Source organism: Streptacidiphilus sp. PAMC 29251, assembly GCF_054208735.2.
Map to the genome: position 1 here is coordinate 5,314,383 of NZ_CM135725.2, position 14,382 is coordinate 5,328,764.

The 14,382-nt window shown below is 71.0% G+C and carries 18 protein-coding genes and 3 pseudogenes; 9 read left to right on the forward strand and 12 right to left on the reverse strand.

What is annotated here, in order from left to right:
- Positions 1-123 precede the first annotated feature (123 nt).
- From ACXKR8_RS25030 to ACXKR8_RS25065, 8 genes and pseudogenes are all read right to left on the reverse strand, one after another.
- Positions 124-312 carry a hypothetical protein gene (locus ACXKR8_RS25030; protein ID WP_458266821.1) on the reverse strand — a complete coding sequence of 63 codons (189 nt, stop codon included), beginning with the start codon at positions 310-312 and terminating at the stop codon, positions 124-126.
- Between the two features lie 26 nt (positions 313-338).
- Positions 339-1,094, reverse strand: a complete 756-nt coding sequence (locus ACXKR8_RS25035) for an ATP-binding protein (RefSeq protein WP_458266822.1) — start codon at positions 1,092-1,094, stop codon at positions 339-341.
- 100 nt (positions 1,095-1,194) lie between these two features.
- Positions 1,195-1,464 (reverse strand): hypothetical protein, encoded by a 270-nt coding sequence (locus tag ACXKR8_RS25040; protein ID WP_462099843.1) that lies wholly within the window; start codon positions 1,462-1,464, stop codon positions 1,195-1,197.
- A gap of 514 nt (positions 1,465-1,978) precedes the next feature.
- Positions 1,979-2,578, reverse strand: a pseudogene (locus ACXKR8_RS25045) (zinc-binding dehydrogenase); the annotation flags it as partial.
- A gap of 49 nt (positions 2,579-2,627) precedes the next feature.
- The gene (locus ACXKR8_RS25050; protein WP_458266824.1) at positions 2,628-3,023 is read right to left on the reverse strand and encodes a PIN domain-containing protein; all 396 of its coding nucleotides are present in this window, start codon (positions 3,021-3,023) and stop codon (positions 2,628-2,630) included.
- Complete coding sequence (locus ACXKR8_RS25055; RefSeq protein ID WP_458266825.1) at positions 3,023-3,298, reverse strand: hypothetical protein; 276 nt, start codon at positions 3,296-3,298, stop codon at positions 3,023-3,025. The genes ACXKR8_RS25050 and ACXKR8_RS25055 overlap by 1 nt, the downstream gene beginning before the upstream one ends.
- 51 nt (positions 3,299-3,349) lie before the next feature.
- Positions 3,350-3,685: pseudogene (locus ACXKR8_RS25060) on the reverse strand (zinc-binding dehydrogenase); the annotation flags it as partial.
- Between the two features lie 145 nt (positions 3,686-3,830).
- A complete protein-coding gene (locus ACXKR8_RS25065; RefSeq protein ID WP_458266826.1) occupies positions 3,831-5,339 on the reverse strand; it encodes a GMC family oxidoreductase in 1,509 nt (502 codons plus the stop codon).
- A gap of 235 nt (positions 5,340-5,574) precedes the next feature.
- Here ACXKR8_RS25065 and ACXKR8_RS25070 point away from each other — a divergent pair, with 235 nt between their 5' ends.
- From ACXKR8_RS25070 to ACXKR8_RS25095, 6 genes are read left to right on the forward strand one after another with little or no spacing between them, the layout of a single operon-like run.
- Positions 5,575-6,720 (forward strand): sedoheptulose 7-phosphate cyclase, encoded by a 1,146-nt coding sequence (locus ACXKR8_RS25070; protein WP_458266827.1) that lies wholly within the window; start codon positions 5,575-5,577, stop codon positions 6,718-6,720.
- Positions 6,705-7,127, forward strand: a complete 423-nt coding sequence (locus ACXKR8_RS25075) for a cupin domain-containing protein (protein WP_458266828.1) — start codon at positions 6,705-6,707, stop codon at positions 7,125-7,127. The genes ACXKR8_RS25070 and ACXKR8_RS25075 overlap by 16 nt, the downstream gene beginning before the upstream one ends.
- Positions 7,124-7,465 (forward strand): hypothetical protein, encoded by a 342-nt coding sequence (locus ACXKR8_RS25080; protein WP_458266829.1) that lies wholly within the window; start codon positions 7,124-7,126, stop codon positions 7,463-7,465. The genes ACXKR8_RS25075 and ACXKR8_RS25080 overlap by 4 nt, the downstream gene beginning before the upstream one ends.
- Entirely contained in the window at positions 7,462-7,845 is a 384-nt protein-coding gene (locus ACXKR8_RS25085; RefSeq protein WP_458266830.1) for a hypothetical protein, read from the forward strand. The genes ACXKR8_RS25080 and ACXKR8_RS25085 overlap by 4 nt, the downstream gene beginning before the upstream one ends.
- Entirely contained in the window at positions 7,842-8,492 is a 651-nt protein-coding gene (locus tag ACXKR8_RS25090) for a VOC family protein (protein WP_458266831.1), read from the forward strand. Before ACXKR8_RS25085 ends, ACXKR8_RS25090 begins: the two co-directional genes overlap by 4 nt.
- Positions 8,485-9,144 carry an O-methyltransferase gene (locus ACXKR8_RS25095; RefSeq protein ID WP_458266832.1) on the forward strand — a complete coding sequence of 220 codons (660 nt, stop codon included), beginning with the start codon at positions 8,485-8,487 and terminating at the stop codon, positions 9,142-9,144. Before ACXKR8_RS25090 ends, ACXKR8_RS25095 begins: the two co-directional genes overlap by 8 nt.
- A gap of 19 nt (positions 9,145-9,163) precedes the next feature.
- Here the strand turns inward: ACXKR8_RS25095 and ACXKR8_RS25100 are convergent.
- Positions 9,164-9,712: pseudogene (locus ACXKR8_RS25100) on the reverse strand (zinc-binding dehydrogenase); the annotation flags it as partial.
- A 74-nt stretch (positions 9,713-9,786) separates the two neighbouring features.
- Here ACXKR8_RS25100 and ACXKR8_RS25105 point away from each other — a divergent pair.
- On the forward strand, positions 9,787-10,020 hold the full coding sequence (locus tag ACXKR8_RS25105; RefSeq protein WP_458266833.1) for a hypothetical protein: 234 nt from the start codon (positions 9,787-9,789) through the stop codon (positions 10,018-10,020).
- Positions 10,010-10,327: a type II toxin-antitoxin system PemK/MazF family toxin gene (locus ACXKR8_RS25110; RefSeq protein ID WP_458266834.1), complete on the forward strand. Its 318-nt coding sequence runs from the start codon at positions 10,010-10,012 to the stop codon at positions 10,325-10,327. The genes ACXKR8_RS25105 and ACXKR8_RS25110 overlap by 11 nt, the downstream gene beginning before the upstream one ends.
- Positions 10,328-10,344: 17 nt before the next feature.
- Here the strand turns inward: ACXKR8_RS25110 and ACXKR8_RS25115 are convergent, their stop codons facing one another.
- Positions 10,345-11,310 (reverse strand): NAD(P)H-quinone oxidoreductase, encoded by a 966-nt coding sequence (locus ACXKR8_RS25115; RefSeq protein WP_458266835.1) that lies wholly within the window; start codon positions 11,308-11,310, stop codon positions 10,345-10,347.
- A 139-nt stretch (positions 11,311-11,449) separates the two neighbouring features.
- Between ACXKR8_RS25115 and ACXKR8_RS25120 the strand changes: the two genes are divergently transcribed.
- Positions 11,450-11,815 (forward strand): hypothetical protein, encoded by a 366-nt coding sequence (locus ACXKR8_RS25120; protein ID WP_458266836.1) that lies wholly within the window; start codon positions 11,450-11,452, stop codon positions 11,813-11,815.
- A 25-nt stretch (positions 11,816-11,840) separates the two neighbouring features.
- Here the strand turns inward: ACXKR8_RS25120 and ACXKR8_RS25125 are convergent, their stop codons facing one another.
- Together ACXKR8_RS25125 and ACXKR8_RS25130 are read right to left on the reverse strand one after the other, a co-directional pair.
- Positions 11,841-12,965, reverse strand: coding sequence for a potassium channel family protein (locus tag ACXKR8_RS25125; RefSeq protein WP_458266837.1), 1,125 nt, complete (start codon positions 12,963-12,965; stop codon positions 11,841-11,843).
- A gap of 20 nt (positions 12,966-12,985) precedes the next feature.
- Positions 12,986-14,194, reverse strand: coding sequence for a molybdopterin molybdotransferase MoeA (locus ACXKR8_RS25130; protein ID WP_458275079.1), 1,209 nt, complete (start codon positions 14,192-14,194; stop codon positions 12,986-12,988).
- Positions 14,195-14,382: the final 188 nt, after the last annotated feature.

Genomic DNA, 14,382 nt, shown 5'->3' on the forward strand with positions numbered 1-14,382 from the left:
ACCGGGTTTCGGCCCCGCGCTTATCGCCGCCGTCGCCTACCTGGACCCGGGAGACTTCGCCACGACCTTCACCGCCGGCTCCTGCGGGGCACCCGCAGGTGAGCACGGACCAGTCGGCTCCGATCACACCTGGAGCAGGATCTTGCCGATGTGGGTGCTGGACTCCATCAGGCGGTGGGCCTCGGCGACGTCGGCGAGCTTCTCGTCCAGGGGGCGGGCGCGCAGGCCGGTGGCGATGATCGCGGCGCGCTTGGCCATCAGCTTGCCGAGGTCCAGGTCCGCCGTGACACCGCCCTGCATCCCGATCACCACCGGGGCCCTCCGGGTCGCACGCCGACTCAGGAGGCAGTCGAGTAAAGGTCGCCGAGGCCGATGAGCTCGACCTCACCACGCTCCGCGCATGCGTGCAGTTCAGCCGTGAAGCCCATGCCGGAGAAGCAGGTCAGGCGGGTCTGTGTGGTGTCGAACTTCTCGTTGGCCCTCAGTAGTTCACGGATGCGGCGGAGTCGCTCCAGATGCCCCAGGCCCATCACGTCGTTCCATTTGGCCTCGCCGATGGCCAGGAGCGGGGGCCGTCCGCCGTCAGCGTGCCCGAGGACCGCGACGTCCACCTCGCAGGTGGTTCTGTTCGAGGCGTCGTTGACTGTTCCTGATGCGACCTGGGAGGGCCAGTCGCCGAAGCGGTCGCCCGCGAAGTAGAGGGTCCACTCCCGGCAGATCCGTTCGAAGTGCGGGCCGAGGATGTTCCCCGCGAAGCGTCGCTGGCTGCGTTCCCAGATCCGGTCCGCATCGGATCCGCGCAGGAGTTGGGGCCAGTACGGGCGCATGATGGCGTGATAGAAGGCAAGCAGGGGTTCGTTGATCCGGAAGTCGGTGCGGTTGGCCCGGAACGCGTCGTTCTCGCGCACCACGAGTCCCGCGTCCTCCAGGACGGTCAGTGGATGGGCGAGTTCGTTGCTCTTGCGTCCGACATGCCCGGCGATGCCTCCGCGTCCGATGTTCCCCTCCGCGATCGCAGCCAGTACCGAGTGGTACAGAGCCCCGTCCCGCAGGTCTGGCTCCTCCGCCAGGAGATAGCGCGCCTCCAGGAACATCGGGCTTGAGAGAAATATACTTCTGATAACTGTAGTTCTCTCATCAGGTATCCGCCGTGCGCGCAAGCCCGGTCCCTTCACAAGCAGGCTGCCATCACGCTCAGGCGTCGCCGGAGACGGCCAGCGAACCGTGGTGGAGGTCCAGGCTGCGGTCGGCGAGCACGAGCGGGCCCTCGTCTTCGAGCGCGCCGGTGCGGAGCCGGCAAGCCGTGTGGCCGTCGCAGACGAAGCGGCGGAGCCGCCAGCCCGTCGTCCCCGACAGCGGGGGGACGGCCAACTGCGCTGCCGTCCGTGTGGCATCCCAGGGGGCCGCGACCAGCACCGCCCGGTCGGGTCCGTCGTCTCGTCCTCGGAACAGGAGGCTGCTCAACTGCCGGAACCAGGTCAGCGCGATGGGCGAACGTCTGCAGCGTGTCGGCGATCCAGGTTCTCAGCGCGGGACCGCCCCGCTCTGCCCACCTGTGGACCAGACCTGTCGTCCTCCGGGCGCCGGGCCGCTGCCGACGCGCCATCCCTGGACGATCAGTTGGCCGAGTTCAGGCGGGTGCCGGAGCCGCTCGTCGCGCCGCTGTGGTCAAACGCGCGGGCGGCTGCCCGACTGCTCCACTGCGCCATGCTGGAGCTGCGCGCGGCCCGCTACCTCGGCGACCCGGGCGGGATATCCGCGGTGGAGCTGAGCCGAGCCTTCGCAGCGAGCGGTCCAACAGCGCGGCCAGCGCTCCGGACAGGTCCTCAGACATGGGCGGTCCCCCTCTCCGTCACAGCAGCGGGAGGAACTCTACGGTGCGTCAGCGGACTCGGATCCGCTGCGGCCCGACCGTGATGGGCCTCGATGAGCGTCATGGACGTGGTCACCACCCGGATTCCGGAGCGATCCACGTGCCTCAGACCTGGAGCAGGATCTTGCCGATGTGGGTGCTGGACTCCATCAGCCGGTGGGCCTCGGCGACGTCGGCGAGGGGGAGGACGCGGTCGATGACCGGACGGACCCGGTTGTTCTCCACCAGCGGCCAGACGTGTTCGCGCACGGCGGCGACGATCGCGGCCTTCTCGTCCAGGGGGCGGGCACGCAGGCCGGTGGCGATGATCGCGGCGCGCTTGGCCATCAGCTTGCCGAGGTTCAGATCGGCCGTGACACCGCCCTGCATCCCGATCACGACCAGCCGGCCGTTCACCGCCAGGGCGTCCAGGTTGCGGTCCAGGTACTTGGCGCCGATCACGTCCAGGATCACGTCCGCGCCGCCAGCACCAACCGCGCCGTCCGCGCGCAGGGCCTCCACGAAGTCCTGGTCGCGGTAGTTGATCAGCACGTCCGCACCCAGGCCACGACAGGCCTCCAGCTTCGCCGCGCTGCCGGCCGTCACCGCCACCTTGGCGCCGATCGCCTTGCCCAACTGGATCGCCATCGTGCCGATCCCGCTGCTGCCGCCGTGCACCAGCAGCGTCTCGCCGGGGCGCAGGTGACAGGCCTGGAAGACGTTGGACCTCGGGCAAGTACCCCCACGGCTCGCTCTGGCCGCTCCGCCAGCACGTTCAGATCCGTTGGACGACGATCCGATCGCCGCAGAGCAGCCTCATGTCCTCCTCGTCGGACGTGAAGACGATGACATCACCACGCTGACGCAGCGCCACGGCTGCGAGAGCGGCGTCGATGGCGTACTTGTGCCCGTGCAGGCCTGCAGTCTCAAGCAGTTCGATCGCCTCCCCCGCAACCTCTCGGGTAACCGGCTCCACGACGATCTTCGACAGCGTCCAGGCCCAAGCCCTCTTCTTGACCCGCCCGTGATAAGCCTCGATGAGCGTCATCGAGGTGGTCATCACCCGGATCCCGGAGCGGTCCGCGTCCTTGAGCCGAGCACCCATCGCGCGGTTGCCGAGGACGGCCTGGGACAGGCCCTCGCTGTCGAGCAGGTAGACCAGCTCGGACATCAGCCCGCCCTGCGGTCCGACACGGAACGGGCCTTGCGGTCCGCATGTCGGCGCTGCAGCGCGAGCCGCTCCGCGGTCGCAAGCGCCAGTTCCGCATCGGTGACGTCCCCGTGCTCGCCCTCCCACCAGCCGACGAACTCGTGCAGGTGATCGCGCTCGCGCTGACGCTCTATGGCCTGCGCAACGTACCGGCTGAACCCGCCGGAGCCCACCTCGGCGCGGATCTCCTCCGCCAGTTCCTCGGGCAGCGTCACGGTGTACTTCTTTGTTGCCATACCATTCACCATACCGACCGCCCGGGCGGTCGGCATCACCCTCCGGACATCTCAGACCTGGAGCAGGATCTTGCCGATGTGGGTGCTGGTCTCCATCAGCCGGTGGGCCTCGGCGGCCCCGGCCAGGGGCAGGACGCGGTCGACGACCGGGCGGACGCGGCCGTTCTCCAGGAGCGGCCAGACGTGTTCGCGGACGGAGGCGACGATGGCGGCCTTCTCGTTCAGGGGGCGGGCGCGGAGGCTGGTGGCGATGATCGCGGCACGCTTGGCCATCAGCTTGCCCAGGTTCAGCTCGGCCTTGGCCCCGCCCTGCATCCCGATGACCACCAGCCGGCCGTTCACCGCCAGCGCGTCCAGGTTGCGGTCCAGGTACCTGGCACCGACCACGTACCAGCTGGATCGCCATCGTCCCGATGCCGCTGGAACCCCCGTGCACCAACAACTAAGCAGTGCGCCCTGGGTGAACTTCTCGGTGAACCGATTGCGCAGGGTGCGGGCCGGGCGGCCGAGCCGAGGAGTCGGCGGTGTCCTGTCAGGGTCGGCTGAAGTGGTCGGCGATGAGCTCGGCCGCCATGATCACGGTCAGATTGGTGGCCACGGACGGGGCGTCGGGGAGGATCGAGGCATCGGCCACCCGCAGGCCGGGGACGCCGTGCACCCGGCCGAGCGGGTCGACGACGGCGTGCGGATCGGTGGCCGGGCCCATCGGGGCGGTACCACACAGGTGGGGGTAGGGCTTGACGTGGGTGCGCAGGTACGCGGTGAGGTCCTTCGTGGAGGTCGCCGCAGGGCCTGGTGCGGTCTCGGTGAGGCCCAGCGGCCGCATGGCGGCCGTGGCGGCCAGCGCCCGGCCGAGCGCGATGCCCTCGATCAGCTTGAGCTGGTCCCTGGGGTGGGCCAGCAGCCCGAGGTCGAGCCGGGGCGGCGCCAGGGGGTCTGTGCTGGTCAGCGTCAGGGTTCCGTGCGCGTCGGGCTCGGTGCGGGTGACCGAGAGCAGGAAGCCGAGTCCGTGGCCATGCCGGAACGCGCTGGAGCGGATCAAGTGGCTGGGGGCGATGTGCAGGTCGAGCTCGCCGGGGGCCGCCAATGAACTCCGTGTCCACAGCAGGGTCGACACCGGTGGGTCGGTCCGGCCTAGGGCCTCCGGACCGGCGGCGAACAGCAGGTAGGCACAGGGGTGTTCACGCAGCCGTCGGCCGACGGGGAGGTCCGCCACAGGATCGACGCCCAAGGCTCGCAGATCGTCGGCCGGACCGATGCCGGAGCGCAGTAGCAGCGCCGCGCTGCCGACCGCGCCGGCGGACAGCACCGTCTCCGTCCCGCGGAACTCCGCGCCGTCGGCAGTGCGGACCCCGACGGCACACCGGTCCGGGCCGAAGAGCACCTGGGTGACGGTGATCCCTTGCAGGATGCGGAGGTTGGGCCGGGCGCGGGCCTGCTCGTCCAGGTAGACCAGGCCGGTGCTCTGCCGGATCCCGTCAGCGATGCCCAACGGATAGCGCCCCACACCCCCGGTGTGATGGGAGTTGAGGTCGTCGACGGCATCCAGACCCAGTTCGACGCAGGCTCGGGTGAAGGCGTCGTGGGACGGGGAGAGACCGACCCTGGGCACCCGATTGATCCGTACCGGTCCCCGAGTCCCGTGCAGGAGGCGGCCGTTGCCGCCACCGCTGTCGTGGAGGTCGGTCTCAAGTCGCCGATAGTAGGGGAGTACGTCCTGGTAGCCCCAGCCACGCAGGCCGTTCCTGGCCCATCGTTCGAAGTCGGAGGGATGGGCCCGCATGGCCACCCCGGCATTGATCGCCGAGCCGCCCCCGAGCACCTTGGCCCGTACCGCCACCGCCGCGTGGCCGGTCAGTTGCGAGTCGGGCGGGGGCTGCTCCCACAGCGGGACAGCGCCGCCCCCGTACACCGCGGCGTCCAGGGCGGCCCTGGCGGTGCCCGCTTCGATCAGCAGCACACTGCGGTCCCGGCGTTCGCTCAGCCGGGCGGCCAGGACCGCTCCGGCGGAGCCGCCGCCGACGATGACGACGTCATACACACAGTCTCCCGGGGCAGGGCGAACCAGCAGGCATCACGGATTGTCGCATAGTGATCGCTCCCTGTTATCCTCCCGATGCCTGTCCGAAGTGTCAGCGCTTGTCACCTTTGCCTTGTTCGGTTCCTTTGCTCCGGGACGCACCCGTCCCACCCAGAGAAAGACCGCCCCCATGCCCCAAGCCCGTCCCCTGGGTGTGCCGTCCACGGCAGCGCCGAGCAGGGAGGCGTACTGGGAAGTGCGTTCCCAGCAGGCTGTCGAATACGAGGTCAGCCTGATCCGCGGGCTGCTGGACCCGGCCGACGACACCCTCGCCCTGGCCGGCCGCCCAGCCGGGCAGAGCGGTCCCACCAGGTGCTGTGTGGTCACCGAGAGCACCGTCGAGGCCCTCCACGGCGACCGGCTGCGCGCCTACTTCACCGCCCACGCGATCGATGTGCAGTGGGTGGTGCTGGAACCCGGCGAGGAGAACAAGAGCATCGAGTCGATGCTCCGCGTCGTGGACGCCTTCGACTCCCACCGGCTGCTGCGGCGCCAGGAACCCGTCGTCGCGGTGGGCGGCGGCGTGCTGACCGACACCGTCGGCTTCGCCTGCAGCCTCTACCGCCGGGGCCTGCCCCACATCAAAGTTCCCACCACCCTGATCGGCCAGGTCGACGCCTCCGTCGGAGTGAAGACCGGCGTCAATCACGGCCGCCACAAGAACCGTCTCGGCAGCTACTTCCCGCCCGCGCTCACCCTGATCGACCCGGAGTTCCTGGCGACCCTGCCCGACCGGCAGATCTGCAACGGGCTCGCCGAGATCCTCAAGATCGGCCTGGTGCTGGACCGGCCCCTGTTCGAGGCGCTGGAGACATACGGCCCGCTGCTGCGCGTCGAACGGTTCCAGGGCACCACCGCGGCCGGCGAGGCAGCCGCCGACGACGTGCTGCGCCGGGCCATCGGCGGGATGCTCGCCGAACTGGAGCCCAACCTGTGGGAGGCCCGGCTCGAACGCGCGGTCGACTACGGGCACACCTTCAGCCCCACCCTGGAGATGCACGCGCTGCCCGCCCTGCTCCACGGCGAGGCCGTGGCCATCGACATGGCGCTGACCACCGTCCTCGCCTGGCAGCGCGGGCTGCTCACGGCAGAGGACCGGGACCGGGTGATGGCCGTGACGGACGGGCTGGGACTGCCGTCCACCCATGAGGTGTGCCGGCCCGAACTGCTGCACGAAGCACTGGCCGACACCGTGAGGCACCGCGACGGACGGCTGCGGATGCCGCTGCCTACCGGCATCGGCACCGTCAGGTTCTTCGACGACGTCGGCGGCGCGGAAGTGCTGACCGCCGCGGAGTTCCTACAAGAGAGAGGAAACGTCACATCATGTCTGACGAGTTGATGGTCGCCGACGTGGACGGCGCCTCCGCCGTGCACGCGATGCACGGCGGGGCGGACGTCGCCCGCTGGAAGTGCCTGGCCCGCAGGCTCGGCCTGGCCGGGACCTGGGAAGCCATCGAATGGGCTTCGCTGCCGGCCGGCGCGGTCTGCGGTGAGCATCGCCACACCCGCACCGAGGAGTTGTACTTCGTCATCTCCGGGGAGGGCGAGATCCTCCTCAACGACGTGCCGCACCGGATCCGCCCCGGCCATCTGGTCGTCAACGGGCTCGGCACCCGGCACCAGTTCCGCAACCTCGGCGACCAGGACCTCAACTGGCTGGTCGTCGAGGTCTTCGGCCCCGACACCGCCCGGGCGCTGGTCGGCGCCGGCACCGCAACCGCCACCACCTCAGAGGGGACGTCATGACCACAGCCACAGCCACAGCCACCGTGACCGCCACCATCATCGACCTGGCCGAACAGGGCGAGGTCGACCTGTCGACCCTGCTGACCGGCCCGCTGCGCACCGCCCGCGTGGTCACCCTGACCGCCGCGCAGGAGGAAACGCTGTCGGCCGCCGACCGCGAGCACACCCTGTTCGTCCTGGACGGCATCGGCACCGCCCGGGCCGGCACCACCGTGGTGGACCTCGCCCCCGGCACCTCGGTGACCCTGCCGCTGGGCGGCTCGCTCACCGTCAGCGCCGGCGCTGCCGGACTGCGCTACTTCCACGCCAGCCTGATGGTTCCGGCGGTCTCCGCATGATCGTCACCACCGTCGAGGAGACCGTCCGCACGCTCAAGGACGGGACCCCGGAAAAGAGCAGCCGCTCGCTGGCCAGGCGTGGCTTCTTCTTCTCCGAGACCGAGGCCGTAGACCATGTTCTGCTGGCCCCGGACGCCGAGATCGGCGACCGGGGACGGGCCGGGACCGAGGAGATCTGGTTCGTCGTCAACGGCGGCGGCCAACTGCTGCGCCAGGACGGCACGACCGCCGCACTCACCCGCGACGCCCTCGCCGCCTGCACCCTCAACAGCGGCACCAGGCTCCGTGCGGGCGCGGACGGCATGGAGCTCGTCCTGGTCGCCGTCGCTCCCCCGCACCTCACCTCCGGCATGCCACGCCGCCTTCCGGTGGCTTCATGACGGAGGGTCATTCCGGGGCAGACCCTCGCCCCACGACGGATCCGCTCGGGCGCCCGGCGATGCTGCCGGGCGCCACCAATGTGGACCACATCGCCTACACGGTCCCCGACCTCGACCAGGCGGTGGCCTTCTTCACCAGGGTCCTCGGCGCCGAACTCCTCTACCGGGAGGGTCCGATCCAGGACCGCCACGGCGAGTCGATGCAGCTCCAGCTCGGCGTGCACCCCAGGGCCGTCGCCCATATCGCCATGCTGCGGCTCGGTCCTGTCACCAACTTGGAGCTCTTCGGCTACGACGCCCCGGACCAGCGGCAGTCCCTCCCCGCCAACAGCGACTGGGGCGGCCACCACCTGGCGATCCATGTCACCGACATCGACGAGGCCGCCGACCACTTGGCCCGCCAGCCCGGCGTCGAACTGCTCGGCGCGCCCCGGACCATCACCGAGGGACCCATCGCGGGCAATCGGTGGCTCTACTTCCGCACCCCCTGGGGCATGCAGATGGAACTGGTCCAGGCTGCGCAGGCGCTGCCCTACGAGACCGGGACCACCGCCCGCCGCTACGGCCCGGCACCGGCCTGGCACCCCGAACAGCCCGTCACCAACACCAGCACCGTCCCGTCCATGGCAGGGAGCCAGCATGCGTGACCAGATCGACTTCACCCCGGAACTCCTCGACTACGTGCGGGAGTTCTCGCTCCGAGAGGGCCAGGTCCTGGCCGGGCTGCGCGAGGAGACCGCCGCCCTGCCCGACTGCATCATGCAGATCCTCCCCGAAGAGGCCCAGTTCCTGGCCCTGCTGATCGGGCTCACCCAGGCCCGCACGGTCCTGGAGATCGGCACCTTCACCGGCTACAGCGCCCTACGCATGGCTCAGGCACTGCCCGCCGACGGGCAACTGGTCACCTGCGACATCAGCGAGGAGTGGACCGCCATCGCCCGCCGCGCCTGGGAGCTCGCCGGCGTGACGGACCGGATCGACCTACGCCTGGGTGACGCGGTGGCCACCCTGGACCAGTTGCTCGCCGAACGCGGCCTAGAGTCCTTCGACCTCGTCTTCATCGACGCGGACAAGGCTCACTACCCGGAGTACTACGAGCGCTCACTCGACCTGACCAGGCCCGGTGGCCTGATCGTCCTCGACAACACCCTCTGGTCGGGCCGGGTGGTCGACCCCGCCGTCCAGGACGCCGACACCCTGGGCGTCCGCAAGGTCAACCTGACCCTGCTGACGGACCAGCGCGTCGACCTCTCCATGCTCCCCATGGCCGACGGGGTCACCCTGGCCCGCAAGCGCTGACCGGGAGCCCGCCGCCCGATCACACCTGGAGCAGGATCTTGCCGATGTGGGTGCTGGTCTCCATCAGCCGGTGGGCCTCGGCGGCCCCGGCCAGGGGCAGGACGCGGTCGACGACCGGGCGGACGCGGCCGTTCTCCAGGAGCGGCCAGACATGTTCGCGGACCGAGACAACGATCGCGGCCTTCTCCTCCAGGGGACGGGCGCGCAGACCGGTGGCGAGGTTCAGATCGGCCGTGACACCGCCCTGCATGCCGATGACCACCAGACGGCCGTTCACCGCCAGCGCGTCCAGGTTGCGGTCCAGGTACTTTGCGCCGACCACGTCCAGAATCACATCCGCGCCATTCGCTCCGAGCACCTCGACGAAGTCCTGCTCGCGGTAGTTGACCAGCACGTCCGCACCCAGCGCGCGGCAGGCCTCCAGCTTCTCCGCCCCGCCCGCCGTGACCGCGACCCTCGCGCCGACCGCCCTGCCGAGCTGGATCGCCATCGTCCCGATACCGCTCGATCCCCCGTGCACCAGCAACGTCTCACCCGGCCGCAGATGGCACACCTGGACCACGTTGGACCTTGTGAAGACTCCCCCACGCACAGCCACCCATCGAGGTGGGCATCAGCGAAATATTGACGTACTCTTTCCGTATGGCAGATCCGATTACATTCCGTCCAACAAGTGAGGACGCCGCCAACCTGGCTCTTCTCACTGCTGACGGTTCAAGCCCGACACACGCCATTCGACATGCGCTGGAACTCGCTGCTCGCGAGCGGCGCCAAGCAGATCTGCGGGCCGACGCGGCTCGCCTCATGAGCAACCCGGAGTACCTTGCCGAGGTTGAGACGGTACGCGCGGAAATGGACGAGCTCAGTGCGTGGTGACATCTACCGGCTCAAGGCTCCCCGAGACGCCCAGGGGCACGAGCAGCGTGGTCCACGCTACGCCGTGGTGCTGCAGGCAAGCGCCTACGAGCATCTCTCCACCTGGATCGTGGCACCAACGACGACCAAGTCCTTCGACTCCCTGATCCACCCCACGATCGAACTGCTCGGTCAGGAGGTCAGAGTCCTGGTGGAGCAGGCGACGGCGGTCGACCCGCAACGCCTGGGTGACTTCGCCGGCCGTCTCGGCACCGGCGAGTTGATGAAGGTCAACGAGGCGCTGCGGGCTGTTCTGGACCTGGAATAGTCCGACGCGTACACGGCTCAGACCTGGAGCAGGATCTTGCCGATGTGGGTGCTGGACTCCATCAGCCGGTGGGCCTCGGCGGCCTCAGCCAGGGGCAGGACGCGGTCGACGACCGGGCGGACCCGGCCTGTCTCCAGCAGCGGCCAGACGTGCTCCCGCACGGCCGCGACGATCGCGGCCTTCTCGTCCAGCGGACGGGCGCGGAGGCTGGTGGCGATGACCGCGGCGCGCTTGGCCATCAGCTTGCCGAGGTTCAGATCGGCGGTGACGCCGCCCTGCATGCCGATGACGACCAGGCGGCCGTTGACCGCCAGTGCGTCCAGGTTGCGGTCCAGGTACTTGGCGCCGACCACGTCCAGGATCACGTCCGCGCCGTTCGGACCCAGAGCCTCGACGAAGTCCTGGTCTCGGTAGTTGACCAGCACGTCCGCGCCCAGCGCCCGGCACGCCTCCAGCTTCTCGGCACTGCCCGCGGTCACCGCGACCCGCGCACCGATCGCCTTGCCGAGCTGGATCGCCATCGTGCCGATGCCGCTGCTGCCACCGTGCACCAGCAGCGTCTCGCCCGGCCGGATGTTCGCCACCTGGAACACGTTCGACCAGACGGTGCAGGTGACCTCCGGCAGCGCCGCGGCGTCGACCAGGTCGACCCCCTTGGGCACCGGCAGCAGCTGTCCGACCGGGACGGCCACCTTCTCGGCGTAGCCGCCGCCCGACAGCAGCGCGCACACCTCGTCGCCGACGGCCCAGCCGCCCACGCCCGCGCCCAGGGCGGCGATCCGCCCGGAGCACTCCAGGCCGGGGTAGGCGGACGCACCGGGCGGCGGGTTGTAGAAGCCCTGCCGCTGGAGCACGTCAGCCCGGTTCACGGCCGAGGCCACCACCTCGACCAGGACCTCGCCCTCCCCCGGTACCGGGTCGGGAACTTCGGCCAGGGTGAGGACGTCGGGACCGCCGGGCTCTTTGATCGTGATAGCTCGCATGCCGCCGACGCTACCCGCCGGGAGCCGCCGCGCGAAGGACGACCCGGCGGAGGGAGTGCGATCGGGCCTCGACCGGGAACCGGCTCACATGGGCGGACGGTCTGTACTCTGAGGGTGTCTCGGGAACGGGAGGGCGCACATGGGCGGTTGGATCTGGCTGGCCATTCCCGCTGTGCTGATCGGCGGGGGCCGGTTGAGCGAACTGGTTCAGAACGCGCTGAAGACCCGCCATGCGCGCAAGTTGGCCCTGCTGAAGGCCACCGAGCGACGGCAGCGGGCGCTGGACGCGGCGAACCGGCCGCCGGAGCCGGTCTGCGGCTGCACACACCACCTGGCGAAGCACGACCGGACCGGCCGATGCCACGAGGTGGTCGAGGCCCCGACCGCATGGGACTCGGAACGCAAGCCGACCCAGTACGAGGCGCGGCCCTGCAACTGCCAGCAGTACATCGGCCCCGAGCCGCTGGGGACGATCTTCGCCCAGGACATCGTCGATCCGGGCTGAAGGCGACCCCTCAACGCCCTGAACCCTAGGCCTCCTGGGGTTCGGCGCGGCGGATGGCGATGATCCGGTCGGTCGGCCGCAGCACCGCGGCCTCCGGGTCGTTGTAGGGGAGGCGGCGGCTGCCCCGGACCACACTGACCACCAGGTCGCCGCAGTCGCGCGGGCTGCGCCCGGCCTCGGCGGCGGTGACCGGACGGTCGATCACATCCAGACCGTTGCCGACCGTGAGCAGGTCGTCCAGCACCGCACCCGAGTGGGGGCTGAGCGAGGACATGCCCAGCAGCCGGCCGGCCGATCCCGAGCTGGTGACCACCACGCTGGCACCGCTCTGCCGCAGCAGCGGGGCGTTCTCGTCCTCCCGCACCGCGACCACGATGGTGGCGTGCTTGTTGAGTTGACGGGCCGTCAGCGTCACCAGCACGGCGGTGTCGTCGCGCTGCGCGCCGATGATGATCTGTGCGGCGCGCTCGATCTCGGCCCGGCGCAGCACCTCGGTCCTGGTGGCGTCGCCGAGGACGCCGACCAGGCCGTCCTCGTTCGCGGCCCTGATGGACTTCGGCAGCGGGTCGACCACCACGATCAGGTCCTTGCGGATGCCCTTGAGCAGCAAGGTCGCCACCGCGTGGCGTCCCTTGGTGCCGTAGCCGACGACCACCACGTGTCCGTCCAAGTCGGCCCTCCAGTGCTTGATCCGCCACAGCTGGCGGGTGCGGGTGGTCAGCACCTCGAGGGTGGTGCCGACCAGGATGATCAGGAACAGCACCCGGAGCGGGGTGATCAGCAGGATGTTGACCAGCCGGGCGCTGTCGCTGAACGGGGTGATGTCCCCGTAACCGGTGGTGGAGAGGGTGACCGTGGCGTAGTAGGCGGAGCCGAGCAGGTCCAGGTGGTCGTGGGCGTTGTCGTGGTAGCCGTCGCGGCCGAGGTAGACCACGGCGATGGTGGCGGCCATGACCAGCAGGGCCAGCACCACCCGGCGGCCGACCTGCCGCAGCGGGGCGGCGCTGGAGGCGGGCAGCAGGATCTGGTGCAGCGCGGCCTCGTCGGGCAGCCGCTCCTGCCTGCGCCTGCTCGCCCGGCCCCCGCTCGCCCGGCCCCTGCCGTCCCAGCCCCTGCCCTCCCGGCTCCTCTTCTCCCGGCCGGGCCTCATCCGCCTCATCCGTCCGGGCCTCATCCGGTGGGGACCTCCAGGACCTCCACCCGGGCCCCGGCCGGCAGGCCGCCGGGCGGAACGACGGCCAGGCCCTCGGCCAGCGCCAGGCCGCGCAGCATCGCCGGGCCGTCGAAGGCCAGCGGCAGCACCCCGCGCTCGGGCAGGACCACCGGGAGCAGCCGGGTGTCCTGTGGATGCCCCGGCAGCGCCACCGCGGCCTCGACCAGGTACGGCGCAGCCGCGGAGCTGCCGGACAGGGCCCGCAGCAGCGGTTCGGCGAGGGTGACCGCACCGGCCACCGCGGCCAGCGGATTGCCGGGCAGGCCGACCACGTGGCGTGGACGCTGCCCCGGCGCGGCCGGCAGCCGAGCCAGCAGCATCGGGTGGCCCGGACGCACCCGGACGCCGTCCACCAGCAGCTTCGCGCCGGTCTCGGCCAGCGCCAGGTGCAGGAAGTCGACCGGTCCCGCCGCGGTGCCGCCGGTGGTCACGATGACGTCGGCGGGGCTGCGCAGCAGCGCGTCCCGGAGCAGGCCGAGGTCGTCGCCGACCCGGCGCACCGGGCCGACCTGCCCGCCGTACGCCCGCAGCCAGGACGGCAGCAGCGGGCCGAGGGCGTCCCTGGTCCGGCCGTCCCCCGGCAGCCCGGCGTCCAGCAACTCGTCGCCGAGGACCAGCAGTTCGACGGTGGGGCGGCGGTGCACGGCGAGCAGGTCGCAGCCGGCCGCGGCGGCCAGGCCGAGCACGGCGGGGGTGACCGTGGTGCCGGGCGGCAGCAGCGGTTCGCCGGTCCGGCACTCCTGGCCGCGCGGGCGGATGTCCCGGCCCTGGTCCAGCGGGGTCGCGCCGTGGTCGTGCAGCAGTTCGCCGCCGGGGCTGTGGCTGACCCGGCCGTCCTCGCTGCGGAGGACGGCGGTGGCGCCGGGCGGGAGCTGAGCGCCGGTGGCGATCCGGACCGCGGTGCCGTCGGCGAGGGACGCGGCGGCGTCCTGCCCGGTCCCGGCCAGGATCCCGGCGGCAGGTCGGCCCGCGCCCAGCCGCCAGGGGCCGGGCCCGGAGACGGCCCAGCCGTCCATGGCCGAGGTGTCGAAGGCCGGCAGGTCGGTGAGCGCCTCCAGCGGGGCGGCCAGGACGCAGCCGAGGGCGTCCGCGAGCGGCAGCAGCACCGGCGGCAGTGGTGCACCCCCGGCGCGAGCGGCCCGCACACGCGCCTGCGCCCAGGACATGGGAGCGGCGCGCGGTCCGCTCTGCACACCGTCGGTGCGCGCCTCCGCGGCGGCGTAGTCGTACGGGCCGCTGCCGCCCTGCGCCTGCTGCGGGCAGGGGGTTTCCAGCGGGGACGGGGGCGGGGGTTCCGGCGCGGCGTAGTCGAACGGTCCGTCAGCGGCCGCCTCCATCGGGCGCACCGGGGCCT

Bases quoted from the DNA above. Each gene is read 5' to 3' on its own strand.
- ACXKR8_RS25085 (WP_458266830.1), top strand. From the start codon at position 7,462: ATGATCGTCACCACCGTCGAGGAGACCGTCCGCACGCTCAAGGACGGG.
- ACXKR8_RS25080 (WP_458266829.1), top strand. From the start codon at position 7,124: ATGACCACAGCCACAGCCACAGCCACCGTGACCGCCACCATCATCGAC.
- ACXKR8_RS25050 (WP_458266824.1), bottom strand. From the start codon at position 3,023: ATGTCCGAGCTGGTCTACCTGCTCGACAGCGAGGGCCTGTCCCAGGCC.
- ACXKR8_RS25105 (WP_458266833.1), top strand. From the start codon at position 9,787: ATGGCAGATCCGATTACATTCCGTCCAACAAGTGAGGACGCCGCCAAC.
- ACXKR8_RS25055 (WP_458266825.1), bottom strand. From the start codon at position 3,298: ATGGCAACAAAGAAGTACACCGTGACGCTGCCCGAGGAACTGGCGGAG.
- ACXKR8_RS25090 (WP_458266831.1), top strand. From the start codon at position 7,842: ATGACGGAGGGTCATTCCGGGGCAGACCCTCGCCCCACGACGGATCCG.
- ACXKR8_RS25095 (WP_458266832.1), top strand. From the start codon at position 8,485: ATGCGTGACCAGATCGACTTCACCCCGGAACTCCTCGACTACGTGCGG.
- ACXKR8_RS25120 (WP_458266836.1), top strand. From the start codon at position 11,450: ATGGGCGGTTGGATCTGGCTGGCCATTCCCGCTGTGCTGATCGGCGGG.
- ACXKR8_RS25075 (WP_458266828.1), top strand. From the start codon at position 6,705: ATGTCTGACGAGTTGATGGTCGCCGACGTGGACGGCGCCTCCGCCGTG.
- ACXKR8_RS25125 (WP_458266837.1), bottom strand. From the start codon at position 12,965: ATGAGGCCCGGCCGGGAGAAGAGGAGCCGGGAGGGCAGGGGCTGGGAC.
- ACXKR8_RS25115 (WP_458266835.1), bottom strand. From the start codon at position 11,310: ATGCGAGCTATCACGATCAAAGAGCCCGGCGGTCCCGACGTCCTCACC.
- ACXKR8_RS25035 (WP_458266822.1), bottom strand. From the start codon at position 1,094: ATGTTCCTGGAGGCGCGCTATCTCCTGGCGGAGGAGCCAGACCTGCGG.
- ACXKR8_RS25130 (WP_458275079.1), bottom strand. From the start codon at position 14,194: ATGTCCTGGGCGCAGGCGCGTGTGCGGGCCGCTCGCGCCGGGGGTGCA.